Origin of the sequence: Microtetraspora sp. AC03309, from assembly GCF_020826795.1 — a bacterium.
Classification (GTDB): Bacteria; Actinomycetota; Actinomycetes; order Streptosporangiales; family Streptosporangiaceae; genus Microtetraspora; species Microtetraspora glauca.
Genome location: NZ_JADDIL010000063.1, coordinates 1 through 15,412 on the forward strand (window position 1 = coordinate 1; position 15,412 = coordinate 15,412).

At 70.4% G+C, this 15,412-nt stretch carries 17 protein-coding genes; 11 read left to right on the forward strand and 6 right to left on the reverse strand.

The window, feature by feature from the left end; all coding sequences use genetic code 11:
• Positions 1 to 302 precede the first annotated feature (302 nt).
• The 5 genes from IMZ11_RS30570 to IMZ11_RS30590 are packed head-to-tail and all read left to right on the forward strand — an operon-like array spanning position 303 to position 4,827.
• Positions 303 to 452, forward strand: a complete 150-nt coding sequence (locus IMZ11_RS30570; RefSeq protein ID WP_228645898.1) for a hypothetical protein — start codon at positions 303 to 305, stop codon at positions 450 to 452.
• A gap of 49 nt (positions 453 to 501) precedes the next feature.
• Positions 502 to 1,464 carry an MvdC/MvdD family ATP grasp protein gene (locus IMZ11_RS30575; RefSeq protein WP_228645899.1) on the forward strand — a complete coding sequence of 321 codons (963 nt, stop codon included), beginning with the start codon at positions 502 to 504 and terminating at the stop codon, positions 1,462 to 1,464.
• The gene (locus tag IMZ11_RS30580; RefSeq protein WP_228645900.1) at positions 1,464 to 2,513 is read left to right on the forward strand and encodes a TIGR04500 family putative peptide maturation system protein; all 1,050 of its coding nucleotides are present in this window, start codon (positions 1,464 to 1,466) and stop codon (positions 2,511 to 2,513) included. The genes IMZ11_RS30575 and IMZ11_RS30580 overlap by 1 nt, the downstream gene beginning before the upstream one ends.
• Positions 2,510 to 2,698 (forward strand): hypothetical protein, encoded by a 189-nt coding sequence (locus tag IMZ11_RS30585; RefSeq protein WP_061254000.1) that lies wholly within the window; start codon positions 2,510 to 2,512, stop codon positions 2,696 to 2,698. The genes IMZ11_RS30580 and IMZ11_RS30585 overlap by 4 nt, the downstream gene beginning before the upstream one ends.
• Positions 2,695 to 4,827 carry a peptidase domain-containing ABC transporter gene (locus IMZ11_RS30590; protein WP_228645901.1) on the forward strand — a complete coding sequence of 711 codons (2,133 nt, stop codon included), beginning with the start codon at positions 2,695 to 2,697 and terminating at the stop codon, positions 4,825 to 4,827. Before IMZ11_RS30585 ends, IMZ11_RS30590 begins: the two co-directional genes overlap by 4 nt.
• A gap of 88 nt (positions 4,828 to 4,915) precedes the next feature.
• Here the strand turns inward: IMZ11_RS30590 and IMZ11_RS46395 are convergent, their stop codons facing one another.
• Positions 4,916 to 5,830 (reverse strand): N-acetyltransferase, encoded by a 915-nt coding sequence (locus tag IMZ11_RS46395; protein WP_228645902.1) that lies wholly within the window; start codon positions 5,828 to 5,830, stop codon positions 4,916 to 4,918.
• A gap of 181 nt (positions 5,831 to 6,011) precedes the next feature.
• Positions 6,012 to 6,767, reverse strand: coding sequence for a class I SAM-dependent methyltransferase (locus IMZ11_RS30600; protein ID WP_228645903.1), 756 nt, complete (start codon positions 6,765 to 6,767; stop codon positions 6,012 to 6,014).
• 186 nt (positions 6,768 to 6,953) lie between these two features.
• On the opposite strand from IMZ11_RS30600, the gene IMZ11_RS30605 reads away from it, so the two are divergent.
• From IMZ11_RS30605 to IMZ11_RS30630, 6 genes are all read left to right on the forward strand, one after another.
• Complete coding sequence (locus tag IMZ11_RS30605; RefSeq protein ID WP_228645904.1) at positions 6,954 to 7,685, forward strand: maleylpyruvate isomerase family mycothiol-dependent enzyme; 732 nt, start codon at positions 6,954 to 6,956, stop codon at positions 7,683 to 7,685.
• A gap of 16 nt (positions 7,686 to 7,701) precedes the next feature.
• Positions 7,702 to 8,355, forward strand: a complete 654-nt coding sequence (locus tag IMZ11_RS30610; protein WP_228645905.1) for a TetR/AcrR family transcriptional regulator — start codon at positions 7,702 to 7,704, stop codon at positions 8,353 to 8,355.
• Between the two features lie 418 nt (positions 8,356 to 8,773).
• Positions 8,774 to 9,406, forward strand: a complete 633-nt coding sequence (locus IMZ11_RS30615) for a hypothetical protein (RefSeq protein WP_228645906.1) — start codon at positions 8,774 to 8,776, stop codon at positions 9,404 to 9,406.
• A gap of 160 nt (positions 9,407 to 9,566) precedes the next feature.
• Positions 9,567 to 11,309 (forward strand): pyruvate dehydrogenase, encoded by a 1,743-nt coding sequence (locus IMZ11_RS30620; protein ID WP_228645907.1) that lies wholly within the window; start codon positions 9,567 to 9,569, stop codon positions 11,307 to 11,309.
• 70 nt (positions 11,310 to 11,379) lie between these two features.
• Complete coding sequence (locus IMZ11_RS30625) at positions 11,380 to 11,994, forward strand: helix-turn-helix domain-containing protein (RefSeq protein WP_228645908.1); 615 nt, start codon at positions 11,380 to 11,382, stop codon at positions 11,992 to 11,994.
• A gap of 1 nt (position 11,995) precedes the next feature.
• On the forward strand, positions 11,996 to 12,748 hold the full coding sequence (locus IMZ11_RS30630) for an SRPBCC domain-containing protein (RefSeq protein ID WP_228645909.1): 753 nt from the start codon (positions 11,996 to 11,998) through the stop codon (positions 12,746 to 12,748).
• A gap of 61 nt (positions 12,749 to 12,809) precedes the next feature.
• Here IMZ11_RS30630 and IMZ11_RS30635 read toward each other — a convergent pair whose 3' ends face one another.
• From IMZ11_RS30635 to IMZ11_RS30650, 4 genes are all read right to left on the reverse strand, one after another.
• The gene (locus tag IMZ11_RS30635; RefSeq protein WP_228645910.1) at positions 12,810 to 13,139 is read right to left on the reverse strand and encodes a DUF427 domain-containing protein; all 330 of its coding nucleotides are present in this window, start codon (positions 13,137 to 13,139) and stop codon (positions 12,810 to 12,812) included.
• Between the two features lie 214 nt (positions 13,140 to 13,353).
• Complete coding sequence (locus tag IMZ11_RS30640) at positions 13,354 to 14,067, reverse strand: hypothetical protein (protein WP_228645911.1); 714 nt, start codon at positions 14,065 to 14,067, stop codon at positions 13,354 to 13,356.
• Positions 14,068 to 14,105: 38 nt separating this feature from the next.
• Positions 14,106 to 14,645: a hypothetical protein gene (locus IMZ11_RS30645; RefSeq protein WP_228645912.1), complete on the reverse strand. Its 540-nt coding sequence runs from the start codon at positions 14,643 to 14,645 to the stop codon at positions 14,106 to 14,108.
• Entirely contained in the window at positions 14,645 to 15,256 is a 612-nt protein-coding gene (locus IMZ11_RS30650; RefSeq protein WP_228645913.1) for a TetR/AcrR family transcriptional regulator, read from the reverse strand. Before IMZ11_RS30650 ends, IMZ11_RS30645 begins: the two co-directional genes overlap by 1 nt.
• Positions 15,257 to 15,412: the final 156 nt, after the last annotated feature.

Below are 15,412 nucleotides of genomic sequence, written 5' to 3' on the forward strand. Positions count from 1 at the left end.
CATAAGGAGTCTGGCCCCGCGTCATCCGAGGCGAGGCCAGAACGCAAGATCTTCAGTGATCTTCTAGGCGGAGCCGTACGTGCATCCTGTGTCCGGCGAACCCGCATGAGCTGCGCTCATATATGTCGGGGTCGGACCGGAAACCAGGGAAGGAAACACCCGGAACCCCGATCCGCGTCCCCTGCCGGGATGACACAAGATCACCCGCGTGACGGATGCCCGGGCATCTGACGCTCGCCTAGCTTGCTCGGTGCAACGGGGCGCATGAGGTGTCCCGTACGGGAAGAAAGGCGGGGATACGTATGAGCAAGACGCGTACCACCCTCGACGACATCGCGGCCTTCGGTCCGGAGCTCGACGAGGGTCAGCTTCTTCAGGTGAGCGGCGGCGCCAAGAGCCAGGTCATCGAGATCCACGGCGGCCACTCGCACACCTCCGGCGACAGCAACTAGTTCGCCGCGGGGGCGCGACCGCGTCGCGCCCCCGCCCGGAGCCCCACCGATGATCCTCGTCCTGACCTCCGACGGAGACGAGCACGCCGACCGGGTCGTGAAGCCGCTCATGGCCGCGGGCGCGGACGTCGTCGTCTTCGATCCCGCCTCCTTCCCGACCGCCGCCACCCTCGAGATCGGCCACTCCGGCGACGGTTCGACCAGCCGCGTGTTCGGCCGCGCGGGTCGCCGCCTCGTCCTCGACGAGCTGACCGCGCTCTGGTACCGCCGGCCCCTCGACCCGGTCGCGCATCCGCGGGTCGCCGCCCGCGACTACGTGGAGGAGGAGTGCCGCGTCATGGCCGAGAGCCTGTGGGACAGCCTCGACTGCCTCACGGTTCCCGCCTCCCGGCCGGTCATCGACCGCGCGGCGCGCAAGCCGTACCAGCTCGAACTGGCCAGGCGGCTGGGCTTCGAGCTTCCCGCGACGCTGATCACGACCGACCCCGAGAGCTTCCTCGACTTCTACGACCGGCACGAGGGCCGTGTGATCACCAAGCCCGTGCACGGCAACCAGCTCGAAGCGGAGGGAGAGCGGTTCGGCCGGTTCGCGGCCCCCGTCACCCCTGCGGACGTCGCGTACGCGGACGCCCTGCGCTTCTGCCCGGTCATCGTCCAGGCGTACGTGCCCAAGCGGGTCGAGATACGCGTGACCGTGGTGGGCAGGAAGGTCTTCGCCGCGGAGATCCATTCCCAGGTGAGCAACCACACCCGGTACGACTGGCGGCACTACGACCCCGGCGCGACGCCCATCCGGGCGCACGACCTGCCGCCGGAGATCTCCCAGCGGTGCCTGGACCTGGTCGAGCGGCTCGGGCTGGCCTACGGCGCGATCGACCTGATCCTCACGCCGGACGGCCGCCACGTCTTCCTGGAGATCAACCCGAACGGCCAGTTCCTCTGGATCGAGGACGCGACCGGGCTGCCCATCGGCGCGGCGATCGGCGAGCTGCTCATGAGCGGAGTGACGTGATGACGGACGGGCGGATGCTCGCCGAGGCGATCGACATGCTCGGCGCCGGTACGGCCGAGCGTGACCTTGACGGGTTCAGGGCGCGGCACCCGGAGGCGCGGGTGCGGCTGGTCGCCCAGCGTGAGGAATATGACGGATCACTTCATCACGCCCTGCTCATCAAGGAACGCGACGGCGCCACGATCTCCCTCTCGTGGTGTCCCGACCGGGCGCTGCCCTGGCCGCTGCGCGGTGTGCACCGGGCCGGTGAGCATCTGCTGCTCCGGGTCAACGGGGTCGAGACCCCGGTGGCCAGGGCCATCGCCTGCCTGGACTTCATCTGGGACGAGTCGCGGCTGGCCGACCGCCTCATCGGCGACAGCCTCGTACGCGAGGTGCTGGAGGAGGAGCAGGAACCGCTGACCGACGCGGAGCTCCAGGAGGCGATGGACGCGTTCCGCCGGGCCCGCGGCCTGCTGACCGGCGGCGCGATCCGGGCGTGGATGGACCGCAACCGCATCTCCCACCACGAGCTGGAGGAGCTGGTCGTGCTTGAGGCGTCCGTGGCCAGGCTACGGTCGCGGGTGGCCGCCGGCCGGGTCGAGGACTGGTTCGCCGCGCACGGTCACGAGTTCGACGTCGCCCGCGTCGCGCGGGTGGAGTTCACCGACGGGCCGCGCGTGCTCGCCGCCGACGGGTTCCTCGACGCCGTGGAGCGGGCCTTCGCGGACGGTACGGCACGGCCGGGCGAGGTGTTCGCCACGCTGCGCAGAGGAGAGCTGGATCCGGAGACGGCCGGCCGGGTCTTCGGAGCCGCGCCGGGGACGGTCACCGGTCCGTTCGAGACGGAGCACGGTCACCTGGTGATCAAGGTGCTGGCGGTGGAGTCCGCCGTCCTCGACGGCGCCGTGCGCGACCTCGTCGAACGCCGGATCTTCGCCGAATGGATCGAGCGGCGCAGGAGCACGGCCAAGATCGAATGGTTCTGGGGAACCACGGAGCGGACCGGCGCGTCCGGCTCCTCCGGCGTCGCGGATCCGGCCGGTACGGCTGGGCGGGCCGGCACATGACGGGACTTCCGTACCGGGAGAAGGCGGTTCACCACCACATGGCCGCCCGGCGGCGCGTCGAGCGGCCGTACCGGATCTCCAGGAGGCTCCTGCTCGGCCTGTGGATCTACGTCGGGCTGCTCGCGATGTCGATGGCGGCCGTGGTGCTGATCGGCGTCCTTCCCTCGCTCGGAGCGGGGCGATGAGGCGCGGGCGGGTGCCCGTGATCAGGCAGGCCACGATGGCCGACTGCGGCGCGGCCTGCCTGGCGATGGTCCTCGGGCACCACGGACGCCGCACGACCGTGCGCGAGGTCGGCGAGCACGTCCAGGTGTCGCGGGACGGGCTGAACGCGTTGGCCATCGCGGAGGCCGCCAGGTCGTACGGCCTGCGCGCCAAGGCGTTCTCGCTCGCCCCCGAGCAGCTCGGCGCGGTGCCCGGACCGTTCATCGTGCACTGGGAGTTCAACCACTTCCTGGTCGTCGAGCGGTGGCGTCCGGACGTCGTCGAGGTCGTCGATCCCGCCTCCGGGCGGCGCAGGCTCACGCCGGAGGAGTTCGACGTCGGGTTCACCGGGGTCGTCCTGGCCTTCGAACCCGGCCCCGAGTTCGACGTCCAGGGCCCGCAGCGCCGCCCGTGGCGCCGGGACCTGGTCCGCGCCCTGCTGACCCGCCACCGCGGGCTGCTGCTCCAGGCGTTGTTCGCGTCCCTGCTGTTGCAGGGGGTCGCCCTCGTCCTTCCCCTGCTCTCCGGGCTCGTCGTCGACGAGGTACTCCCCGGAGGGAACCGCTATCTGCTGCGGATCCTCCTCGTGGGGCTCGGCTTCGTCGTGCTCACCCAGGCGATACTCACGTATCTCCGTACGGCCGTGCTGCTCACGTTGCGGGCGCGGGCGGACACCCAGTTCACGGCGGGGGTGGTCGGGCACCTGTTCACGCTGCCCTACCGGTTCTTCACCCTCAGGGGGACGAGCGACCTGGTCATGAGCACGCAGAGCGCGGCCAGCCTCCGGGCCATGCTGTCCGGCCAGGCGCTCTCCGCGCTGCTCGACGGTCCGATGGCCGCGGTCCTCATGACGCTGGTCCTGCTGGGCGATCCCGTGCTCGGGGGATGCCTGCTCGCCGTGGCGGTCGTCCAGGTCGCGCTGCTGCTGGCCACCCGGAGGCGGATCGCCGACCTGACCGGGCGCGAGATGACCGCCGCCGCCACGACCCAGGGCCGGCTCATCGAGTCCATCGGAGGCATCGAGACGATCAAGGCGTCCAGCGCCGAATGGCGTGCCATGGAGCGGTGGTCCGGGATGTTCACCGCCCAGATGAACGCCGACATGCGTCTCGGCCTGACCCGCGGGGTCCTGGACGCGGTCCTGTCGGGGATCAGGATCCTCGGTCCCGCGCTGCTGCTGCTCGTGGGCGCGTCACGGGTGCTCGACGGCGAGCTGACCCTGGGCACCATGCTCGCGCTCAACGCGCTGGCCATGTCCACCCTCACTCCGCTGACCTCGCTGCTGACCAGCCTCCAGGAGCTCCAGGAGGCCGGGGCGCACTTCGAGCGACTGGCCGACATCGTCGAGGCAGAGCCCGAGCGGAGAGGCAGGAAGCGGCCGCACCTGCGCGGCGAGGTGGTCCTCCGGGACGTCGGATTCCGCTTCGACCCGCGCTCCCCGTGGACGGTAAGGAACGTGTCGCTCGCGGTCGGGCCGGGGCAGAAGATCGCCCTCGTGGGCAGTTCCGGGTCGGGCAAGAGCACGCTGGGACGGATCCTGCTGGGCCTGTACCAGCCGGTCGAGGGCGACGTCTGGTACGACGGGACGCCCGCGTGGGACATCGACGCGCGCTGGTTGCGCAGCCGATTCGGCGTGGTCACCCAGGATCCGCACCTCTTCACCGGGACCATCAGGGACAACATCGGCCTGGCCGTTCCGGACGCCTCGCTGGAGCAGGTGGTGGCGGCGGCCAGGATGGCCTGCGTCCACGACGACATCATGGCCATGCCCATGGGCTACGAGACGATGCTCACCGAGGGCAGCGGTCTCTCCGGCGGCCAGCGGCAGCGGATCGCGCTCGCGCGGGCGCTCCTGCCCCAGCCCAGGGTCCTGCTGCTCGACGAGGCGACGAGCCATCTCGACACCGCCGCCGAGGCGGCGATCGAGCACAACCTCGCCTGGCTGACCCAGACCCGCATCGTGATCGCCCACCGGCTGAGCACGGTACGCGACGCCGACCAGATCCTCGTCGTCGAGGCGGGCCGGATCGTCGAACGGGGCACCCACGACGAGCTGATGCGGTACGGCGGCCGGTACGCCGCCCTGACCGAGCGGCAGTCCATCCGCTGACCAGGCCATCCGCTGACCAGGCCGTCCACTGACGAGGCCGTTCGCCGACCGGGTTCGTCGCCGGCAGGGCGTCGTCAGTAGGGCGTCGTTAGTAGGGCTTGCGGAAGCCGTACGTCTCATGCCGCCTGACGAAGCCCAGCGACGCGTACAGCCCGGCCGCGGGGAGGTTCTCGGCGTTGTGGTTCATGGTCACCGTGGTCATGCCCCGCTCCGCCATGCGTCGCATCGCGTACAGCATCGCCGCGCGGGCGAGGCCCATGCGCTGGAAGTCCCGGTGGGTGCCGACCGGCTCGAAGTGCCCGATCCGGTTGCGGTCGTCGGTCCAGTACACGGTGAACGCCGCGATCCTCCCGTCAGGGGACTCGACGACGATCTCGCGCGCGGGGTCGTAGCCGGGCTTCTCCATGACCGCCGACCGGTACAGCTCTCCCGTCCAGTCCTCGTCGAAGGAGTGGTTGCGGGCCACCGCGAGCTGCTCGGCGTCCTCCGGCCGGGCCTCGCGCAGGACGAATCCGCCGGGCGGCACCGGCTCGGGGAGGGGCCCGGCCAGATCGCGTTCGTTGACGTGGTCCCAGGTGCGGAAGCGGGCGAACCCGAGCCGGGTGAGCAGCTCGGCCCGGGTCGTGTCGCAGTCGAACAGGTCGGTCAGCACGAACGGCTCGTCGCGGCCCATGAGACGGCCCGTCGTCTCGTACGCGACGCGGAGCATCTCCAGCTCCGCAGGCGTACCGCGTAGTGACGGCGCGGTGAAGACGTCGAACGCCGAGCCGAAGCGCAGGTTGACGGCGATCCCGGCGATGGCGCCGCCGTGCTCCCAGACGTGGACGAGCTCTCCCACGGGACGCCGCCCGCGGAGGTTCTCGTAGATGCGGTGCGGCAGCTCGCCGATGTGGTCGTATCCGCACCGGCCGGCCACGGCGATCCACTCCGCGAAGGTCCGCTGGAGGAGAGGAAGGTCCGCGTCGGAGTAGGGACGCATGGTCAGTTCGGCCGCGATGGTCACCCGGTCATCCTGCCGCCCGGAGTGCCATCGTTCATCCCATTTTGCCGGCGTGGATCGGTGCGGGCCGGCGTGGATCGGCGTGGATCGGCGTGGATCGGTGCGGACCGGTCGGCTTGGGTGGCCAGACCGGGACGATCGTTCCTTCGCCGCGTCGTTCGTCGCAGAGTACGCGGGCCGGGGATCAGACGGGTGTGCGGGCCTCGATGAGGAACCGGGTGGCGTGCGCGACGAACGGGCCGTCGGCCTCGATCCGGTCGTGGAAGGCCCTGAGCTCGGCGCGGTAGCGGTCGACCGTGAACCCCGGGACGATCCAGATCACTTTCCTGAGGAAGTAGATCACCGCTCCGACGTCGTGGAACACCGTACGCAGGGACTCCAGCCGTAGGTCGAGCACCTCAAGGCCGGCCGACTCGGCCGCCGCCCGGGCGCGCTCGGGGTCGCGGGCGTAGCCGGGCGGCTGCGGGCCCATGAAGAACTCCGTCACCTCCGCGACGCTCCTCGGGCCGACCTCCTGGGAGAGGTATGTCCCTCCCGGCTGGAGCACGCGGGCGATCTCCTCCCATCCGGTGGACACCGGATGCCGGCTGATCACGAGATCGAAGGCGTCGTCGGCGAACGGGAGCCGCGAACCGTCGCCCGTGTCGACGACCACGACCCCGCGCGGGCGCAGCAGGCGGCTCGCCCGCGCGACGTTCGGCGGCCATGACTCCGTGGCGGCGGTCAGGGCGGGCAGCTGCGGCACGCTCGCGAGCACCTCGCCGCCACCGGTCTGGATGTCGAGCGCGGCCGTGGCGCGGGCCATGCGCTCGGCCACCAGTCGCGCGTAGCCCCACGACGGGCGCTCCTCCGTGGCGCGGCCGTCCAGCCAGGAGAAGTCCCAGCCGTCGACGGACGCGGATTCCGCCTCGGCGACCAGCTCGTCGAACGTCCTCGTCATGGTCCGAGGCTGTCAGTTCTCCTCCGGTCCGGTCCATGGATTTTCCGGCCTATGCGTACATGCAGCCTGTATGTATATTTCTCGGTATCCGGAAGGAAGATCGGGAGCCGGGCCCCGGCGCACGGGCGGCCCTCGTTCGCCTTCCCGCGCGGAGGCCGTCGCGGAGACGGCAGGAGAGGCGGCGACATGGAACTGACCCCGGCCCGGACGATCGACGGCCTCATCGCGGAGTACGCCGCGTTCGCGGACCTGGTCGGCGGGTTGTCCCTGGAGGAACTGGACCTGCCCACCCGGTGCGCGAACTGGGCGGTGCGCGACGTGGCCGCTCACGTCGTGGGCAACGCCGCCGACACGCTCGCGCTGACCGTCGGCAGCCGGAGCCCGGACGAGCAGGCCCGTGCCTTCCGCGACCACGATCACGCCGCCGAACTGCGCAGCGCCGCCGCCGACATCCGGCCGCTGCTCCACGCCTCCACCGACTACTGGAACCGCCCCAGCCTGGTTCCGGAACGGACGATCGGCAACGGCGTCCTGACCCTCTGGTACGACGCGTACCTGCACGCCGACGACATCCGTACGGCGCTGGGCCGGCCGAGCGAGCGCGGCCCGGGGCTGGCGGCGGCGGTGCGATGGGTCGTGGCCGAGCTCGGTGCCAAGGGGTGGGGCCCCGCGCGGATCGCCCTCGACGGCTCGGACGAGACCGGCGTCGTCGAGCCGGGTGGCGTCGAGTCGGGTGCCTTCGAGTCGGGTGCCTTCGAGCCCGGCGTCTTCGAGGCGGGTGTCTTCGAGATCGGCGGAGCCGGGGCGGCGGAGGAGCCGATCCTGCGCGCGGACGCCCTGCGGTTCGTGCTGGTGGCGACGGGACGGGCCGATCCGGCCGAGCTCGGCCTCGATGAGAGCGTGAACGTCCACCACTGATCCGTACGATTGGCCTATGGGCAACCGGAAGGTCGAACAGGGCGAAACGACACGGACCGCGCTCGTCGAGGCCGCCGCCGCCCTGTTCGCCGAGAAGGGGTACGCCGACACCTCCACCGGTGAGGTCGTCGCCCGGGCCAACGTCACGCGAGGAGCGCTCTACCACCACTTCGCGGACAAGGAGGAGATCTTTCGCGCCGTCCTGGAGACCGTCGAGGGCGACATCTTCGACCGCGTCAACGCCGCGACGGCCGCCTCCATCGAGGCCGGAGCCGGGGATCCGGCGAGCCTGCTGCGCGTCGGCACCGACACCTTCCTCGACGCCTGCCTCGAACGCCCGGTCCAGCGGATCCTGCTCCAGGAAAGCACGTCGGTGCTGGGCTGGAGCCATTGGCAGCGCCTCGACAACCCCCGATGCCCGCGCCGCCTCCTGGCCCATGGCCTCGCCCAGGCGGTCGACGCGGGCATGATCGCCGATCAGCCCGCCGAGCCGCTCACGCACCTGCTGTACGGCGCGCTCGTCCAGGCCGGCATGATCATCGCGGGGGCCGACGATCCCGTGGCGACCCGCGCCGCCATGGGCACCGCCGTCGAGCGCCTGCTCGACGCACTCTTCGCCGCGGGGACCGGACGCCCGGTCCGGGATCGGCATCGCTCCTTGGCCCTGTGATCCGTTCGGAACCACCGATCAGCCGACCCGCGGGCTGAACCGCTCGACGAACCGTGTCTCCGCGAGTAACCGGACAGCCCGGAAGCTCCGTTCGGTCGGGAACGGTGGATCGAGGTTGACCTCCGGCGCGTACGACAGCGGCGCCCGCCTGCGCTGACGTGACGGCCGGTTCCTCGTCTGAGATCAGCGTGCGGGGCGGGATGGGCCCGGCCGCTCCACCGTCTGATCGACGGGATCGACGGCTCGCCTCGCCCGGCGCCCTCTCCCGTACGGCACCGCAGGCGTGTGCCGTGGCGGACGCGTGCCTGCCGGGCCACTCATCAGAGCATAAGACTCGCTTGACACCATCGTTCTTAATAGAGAGCATTGCTCTCGAAACGGAGCAATGCGCCGAACGATGTCTCGATCGGAGAGAACCATGACCACTCCCAGCTCTTCCCGTGCCCGCCTTGGCGCCGGTTCGCTCGCGGCGGCCGGTGTCCTGTTCCTCCTGTATCCACTTGTGCGGCCGTACTCGGACGAGACGACGCTCGCGGGCGCCCGGGCGATGGCCTCCTCGGCGTGGATGGCGGCTCACCTGTTCGCCGTGGTGGGGTTCGTCCTGCTCACGCTGGGACTGCTGGCGCTGCACCGCGTCCTCGACCGGCCTCTCACGCTGCCCGCCGTCGTGGTCACGTGGATCGGCGTGGGGCTGACGTTGCCGTACTACGGGGCCGAGGTCTTCGGGCTGAACGTCATCGCGGGACGCGCGCTCCAGGAGCAGGACGCGTCGCTGCTGGCGCTCGCCGACGAGTTCCGGTTCGGCCCGGCGGCGGTCACGATGTTCGGGGGCGGACTTCTGCTGCTCGGTGTCGGCGTGGTCCTGGCGGCCGTCGCCATCTGGCGCTCCGGTGTGCTGGCGCGGTGGAGCGGCGTCCCGCTGGCCGCCGGATTCATCCTGTTCCTCCCGCAGTTCTTCGGCTCGCCCGCGATCCGTATCGCGCACGGTGGCCTGATCGCGATCGGCGGGCTCTGGGTGGCCGTGGAGATGTGGCGGGCACGTCGCGCCTGATCCGCCCTCCCGTCCGATCCGCCGCTTGCGCCAGGGCGGGCCCTTCCCGACGGGATCGGTTCCGGCCGGGCGACGAGTACTGCCTCGCGCGACGCGGGGCAGGAGTCGGTCAGGAAGAGCGGAAGAGAGCCGGCCCGACGCCGGTCGGGGGGAGCTTCGTATGGCCAGGCAGACCATCGCCGATCAGTTCGTCGACATCCTCGCCCAGGCGGGCGTCCGGCGGATCTACGGCGTCGTCGGGGACAGTCTCAACCCGATCACCGATGCCGTTCGCCGGGCCCCCGGCATCGACTGGATCCAGGTGCGGCACGAGGAGACCGCGGCCTTCGCCGCCGGCGCCGAGGCGCAGCTCACCGGCGACCTGGCGGCGTGCGCGGGCAGTTGCGGCCCGGGAAACCTGCATCTGATCAACGGCCTGTACGACGCGCACCGCAGCATGGCGCCGGTGGTCGCGCTCGCCGCGCAGATTCCCAGCAGCGAGATCGGCACCGCCTACTTCCAGGAGACCCACCCCGACCGGCTGTTCGCCGAATGCAGCCACTACTCGGAGCTGATCTCGCATCCTTCGCAGATGCCGCGGGTGCTGCAGACGGCGATCCAGCACGCGGTGGGCCGGTCGGGTGTCTCGGTGGTCAGCCTGCCCGGCGACATCGCGGCCCGTGAGGCGCCCCAGAAGGCGGCCGAACTGGCGCTGGTCACCCGCCGTCCCACGATCCGCCCGGCCGATGAGGAGATCGACGCGCTGGCCATGATGGTCGACGACGCCCGGCGGGTGACGCTGTTCTGCGGCAGCGGTACGGGGGGAGCGCACGACGAGGTCATGGCCTTCGCCGAACGGATCAAGGCGCCGGTGGGCCACGCGCTGCGCGGCAAGGAATGGATCCAGTACGACAATCCCTACGACGTGGGCATGACGGGGCTGCTCGGCTACGGCGCGGCGTACGACGCCATGCACGAGGCCGACCTGCTGATCCTGCTCGGCACGGACTTCCCGTACAACGCGTTCCTGCCGGAGGACGTGCGCATCGTCCAGGTCGACGTACGGCCCGAGCACCTGGGGCGGCGGTCCAAGCTGGACCTGGCGGTGTGGGGCGACGCCCGCGAGACGCTCCGCGCGCTGATCCCGCGGGTCGAGGAGAAGACCGACCGCAGATTCCTCGACCGGATGCTGAAGAAGCACTCCGACGCGCTCAACGGTGTCGTGGAGGCGTACACGCGCGACGTGGAGAAGCATGTCCCGATCCATCCGGAGTACGTCGCGTCGGTCCTCGACGAGGAGGCCGCCGACGACGCCGTCTTCACGGTGGACACCGGCATGTGCAACGTCTGGGCCGCCCGCTATCTCACCCCGAACGGCCGGCGGCGGGTGATCGGCTCCTTCAGCCACGGGTCGATGGCCAACGCGCTGCCCCAGGCGCTCGGCGCGCAGTTCGCCCACCGCGGCCGGCAGGTCGTCTCGTTGTCGGGTGACGGCGGTTTCTCCATGCTCATGGGCGACTTCCTGTCCCTGGTCCAGCACGACCTGCCGGTGAAGGTGGTGCTGTTCGACAACTCCTCGCTCGGCATGGTCGACCTGGAGATGATGGTCGCGGGCCTGCGGCCGTACGGCACGACCTACCCGCACACCGACTACGCCGCCATCGCCCGCGCGGCGGGGGCGTACGGCGTCCGGGTGGAGGATCCGAAACAGGTCAGGGACGCGCTGCGCGATGTGCTCCGCCATGACGGCCCGGCTCTCGTCGACGTCGTCACCGATCCGAACGCCCTCTCCCTCCCGCCGCGCATCACGGGGGAGCAACTCGCGGGGTTCGCGCTCTCGGCGGGGAAGCTGGTGCTGGACGGCGGGGTCGGCCGGATGGTCCAGATGGCCCGGTCCAACCTCCGCAACATCCCTCGCCCGTGACGACGCCTCGGAGCAGTCCGACAACTCACATGTTCTTGACAATAAAAATTGTCGGTGACATCGTTGGCGCATGTTCGAAGTTGCGGTGATCGAGGATCCGGCGGCGGCGGAGGTCTCACTGGACCCGGTGCGCGCCCGGCTGCTCGCCGAGCTGGCCGAGCCCGGATCGGCCACGATGCTGGCCGCCAAGATCGGCCTGCCGCGGCAGAAGGTGAACTATCACCTCAAGGCGTTGGAGAAGCACGGGCTGGTCGAGCTCGTGGAGGAGCGCAGGAAGGGCAACGTCACCGAGCGCGTGCTGCGCGCCACGGCGGCGTCGTACGTGATCTCACCGGCCGCGCTCGCCGACGTGCAGCCCGACCCCTCCCGCTCGCCCGACCGGTTGTCGGCACGCTGGCTGCTCGCCCTGGCCGCCCGGCTGGTGAGCGACGTCGGCGCCCTCCTCACCGGCGCGGCGCGGGCGCGCAAGCGGGTCGCCACGTTCGCCCTGGACGGCGAGGTGCGATTCGCCACGGCGGCAGACCGCGCCGCGTTCGCCGAGGAGCTCACGAACGCGGTCACCGCACTGGTATCCAAATATCACGACGAGACGGCCGAGGGCGGGCGCGATCACCGCGTGATCGTCGCCGTCCATCCGAGCGTCAGGCCCGTGATCACGACCGAGACAGAGACGAAGGAGTCCTGACGTGCCGCACGAGTTCGAGGTGCGCGAGGAGATCGCGCTGGATGCCACTCCGGAGCAGGTGTGGGAGGCCATCGCCACCGGTCCGGGAGTCGACTCCTGGTTCATGGGGCGGAACGAGATCGAGCCCCGGGAAGGCGGCAGGACGAGCCAGGAGATGATGGGCTTCACCAGCGAGGCCACGGTCACCGCCTGGGAGCCCGGCAAGAAGTACGCGCTCCGGACGGCGGAGAACCCCGACGGCACCTTCATGGCCTTCGAGTACCTCATCGAGGGCCGCGGCGGCGGCAGCACGGTGCTGCGCTTCGTCCACAACGGCTTCCTCGGCGACGACTGGGAAGCGGAGTACGACGCGCTCAAGGTGGGCGACCGCATGTACCTGCGGAAGCTGGCCGTCTACCTCAGGAACTTCGTCGGCCGGATCGCGGCGCACAACGTGTTCGCCGTCGGGCCGCAGGTCGCGGACGGAGATCGGGTCTGGTCGGCGTTCAAGGACGTGCTCGGCCTGACCGGGGCGCAGGTCGCCGACGGCGATCCGGTACGGCTCGCGGTGGAGGGCCTCCCGCCGGCCGACGGAGTCGTCGAGTTCGCCCGGCATCCCAACTTCCTGGGCGTGCGCACGGACGAAGGGATCCACATGTTCATCCACGGCCACCAGGACGCGGTCGTCGTGGAACACCACGACTTCTCGGGAAGCGTGGACGGAAAGGATCTCGACGCGGCCTGGCAGTCCTGGCTCGCCCGGACCTTCGCCTGATCCCGACCTGACGACCCGGCCCCGGACGGCTTGCCCGGCCGGGGTCGGGTCGGGTCCGTCCTCAGCCGGCGACCACCTCGACGTCGTAGAAGCAGAGGTGGTCCCGGATCTCGGCGACGTCGGGCTTCGGGTCCGGATACGCCCACACCAGGTCCTTCGCGTCCGGCCGCGACCAATAGGACGCCGTGCCCTTGAAGGGGCAGTACGTGTGGGTGTCGGACGGGGTCAGGAGATCGATGCGGACGTCCTCCCGGGGAAGGTAGTAGCGCACGGGCATGCCCGTCTCGCGAAGGAGGAGCGGGCGGCGGCTCTCCGCGAGGAGAACGCCGTCACGCTCGACGCGTACGTGCTCGGTACCCTGCTCGATGGTGATGCGGTGCCCCTCGGACACGATGCCTCCTGGTCGGCTCGGCGGCTGTCCTCTGGTCCAGCGATTCCACGCGAGGGCACATTCCTCATCGGGCCCCCGTGTGGCGACGATCATCCATGGTGCCCCGGCTTCTACGGGTACGTCTCCGGCTGCGCCGCGGTCTCCCTCGTCGTGTCCCTGTTCATCCCGTGCCTGACCCGGGCGTGAGGCGGTGAACGCGTAGTCCGGCCGCGCCTTACACGTACCACTCGCCGGGAAGGGCCTTGTAGACGTCTTCGAGGGCCTGGGAGGTCCGGGCGCGGGCCCACAACCATGCCTGGCCGTCGTCGCGCAGCAGCACGTCCGGGCCGAGGAACCAGCGGGTGCCCGGCTCGTCCTCGGGATAGGAGGGCATCGGAGCACGCGCGTAGAGCTCCTCGATCACGGCGACGGTCTCCGGATCGAGTTCCCGGTTGTCCGCGAGATCGTCGTCGGAGAAGAGGGACTCCGACATGACGATCTCCACGAAAGCCAGGGACAGCCGGTCGATCCACGGCGCCCAGCGTTCGGTCGTCTTGTCCAGCATGTCGGCCAGGTAGACCGTCGCCGGGTCTTCCCGGTCCAGCGTGTCCAGGGCGATGCCCCACTCCACGACGTACTGGTTCTCCACCCGATAGACCAGGGCCTGTCCGGTGTCGTCCACGTACAGCTTGTCCGGCGGGAGCAGGGTGTCCTGGTTGCCGGTCAGGTCGTCGCGACGGCCGAGCAACGCGTACGCCTCGCGGAGCGCGGCGGGAAGCCGGAGGCCGAGTCGCTCCTCCGCGGCGTCCAGTTCCGCCGCGTCGTAGCCGTCCTCGGGGGCCAGCGGAGCCAGCCATTCGGCGGCGAAACGCCGGATGAACGCCCACGCGTGGTCCCGGCCCTGGACGGCGACGGCGAGTTCCGCGGCGAGGTCGAATCCGTTCGGCACGGGAGGAACCTATCCGAACGGAGATCGAGTACGCGGAGTCACACGGAAGTGGGACGCAGCGCCGAGAGGAGGACGCGGAGCTCGGTGATCCGGAGCAGCCGGGCGGCGAGGGGATACAGCGCGCATCCCGCGGCCCCCGCGGCGAGCAGGATGACGAGGGAGCCGCTCCAGCCCGTTCCGATGGCGGGGACGAGGGCGTGGGTGACGGCGATCGCGGTGAAGCCGGCGCCCGCCGCGGCGATCGCCGTCCGCGTGTGGGTGGAGAGGAGCCGATGACCGTCGACCCGTCCGAGCCGCGACCTCAGGACGATCGCCGAAGTGAGAAGACCGACGGTGCCGGCGAGGGCGTACCCGGCGGCGAGAGCGACGAGCATGCCGGGACCGGGGACGATGGCCGCGGCCGCCCAGGCGCTGATCGCCGTGACGGCGGAGACCAGCACGCCGATCAACGCCGGGGTACGGGTGTCGGCGAGGGTGCGGCCGAACCCGGTGATCCGGGAGACGAGCGTGGCCAGGGCCATCGCCCGCCCCGCTTTCGCCAGCCTCGGCTGCTCCGCCGCGTTCCCCGGCTCGTTCATCAGGCGGGGGAGGGGGGGACGAAATAGATCGTGCGATACCAGAGCGCGCTGAGCGTCTCGATCGCGGTCTCGTCGTCGGGGGCGTTGACGTTCGCGTCGCCGCCCGCCGCCATCCACACCCAGCAGAAGGACTCGAGCATCGAGACGATCGCGGACGCCAGTGTGCCCGGATCGAGCTCGACGTGGTGTCCCGCCTTCTCCGCGTTCTTGATCCCCGCGAGGACCGTGCGAATGCCGGCCGCGCGGTTCTCCCGCCAGCGTTCGGCGAAGGCGGCGTCCGTCATGGACATCTGGAAGACGCCCACCATCTCAGCGAGGTACTTGCGGTAGGTGGTCCAGTAGGCCCTCACGGCACCGCGGATGCTCTCCAGCGGATCGTCGCTCTGGCTCTTGAAGGACGCCTCGAGGACCTCGATCGAGAACTGTTCGAGGAGCGCTTCGAGCAGCTCCTCCTTGTTCTCGTAGTAGTTGTAGAACGACCCGGGAGACTTCCCCGCGGCCTGCGCGATGTCGGAGATCTTCGCGTTGAAGTACCCCTTCTCCGCGAACACCTGCCGGGCGGCGTCCAAGAACGCGGCCTCGGTCCGCCGTCCTTTCGGCGTGGCTGGCATCGACGGCTTCCTCCGTCTCTTCTGCTGATGAACCCGTCTTCCGCTGCCCAATGACGAGGTCTGAGTGTAGGCGATCACGCGTGGCCGTCCGTCCCTTCTCGATCACCCATTGACTAAAACTGAATTTAACATCAGAATCGCGATCAGTTCCAGTCA

Excerpts from the sequence above, each read along its gene's own strand:
- IMZ11_RS30570 (WP_228645898.1), top strand. The coding sequence starts at position 303 with ATGAGCAAGACGCGTACCACCCTCGACGACATCGCGGCCTTCGGTCCG.
- IMZ11_RS30575 (WP_228645899.1), top strand. The coding sequence starts at position 502 with ATGATCCTCGTCCTGACCTCCGACGGAGACGAGCACGCCGACCGGGTC.
- IMZ11_RS30580 (WP_228645900.1), top strand. The coding sequence starts at position 1,464 with ATGACGGACGGGCGGATGCTCGCCGAGGCGATCGACATGCTCGGCGCC.
- IMZ11_RS30585 (WP_061254000.1), top strand. The coding sequence starts at position 2,510 with ATGACGGGACTTCCGTACCGGGAGAAGGCGGTTCACCACCACATGGCC.
- IMZ11_RS30590 (WP_228645901.1), top strand. The coding sequence starts at position 2,695 with ATGAGGCGCGGGCGGGTGCCCGTGATCAGGCAGGCCACGATGGCCGAC.
- IMZ11_RS30600 (WP_228645903.1), bottom strand. The coding sequence starts at position 6,767 with ATGACGAGGACGTTCGACGAGCTGGTCGCCGAGGCGGAATCCGCGTCC.
- IMZ11_RS30605 (WP_228645904.1), top strand. The coding sequence starts at position 6,954 with ATGGAACTGACCCCGGCCCGGACGATCGACGGCCTCATCGCGGAGTAC.
- IMZ11_RS30610 (WP_228645905.1), top strand. The coding sequence starts at position 7,702 with ATGGGCAACCGGAAGGTCGAACAGGGCGAAACGACACGGACCGCGCTC.
- IMZ11_RS30615 (WP_228645906.1), top strand. The coding sequence starts at position 8,774 with ATGACCACTCCCAGCTCTTCCCGTGCCCGCCTTGGCGCCGGTTCGCTC.
- IMZ11_RS30620 (WP_228645907.1), top strand. The coding sequence starts at position 9,567 with ATGGCCAGGCAGACCATCGCCGATCAGTTCGTCGACATCCTCGCCCAG.
- IMZ11_RS30625 (WP_228645908.1), top strand. The coding sequence starts at position 11,380 with ATGTTCGAAGTTGCGGTGATCGAGGATCCGGCGGCGGCGGAGGTCTCA.
- IMZ11_RS30645 (WP_228645912.1), bottom strand. The coding sequence starts at position 14,645 with ATGAACGAGCCGGGGAACGCGGCGGAGCAGCCGAGGCTGGCGAAAGCG.
- IMZ11_RS30650 (WP_228645913.1), bottom strand. The coding sequence starts at position 15,256 with ATGCCAGCCACGCCGAAAGGACGGCGGACCGAGGCCGCGTTCTTGGAC.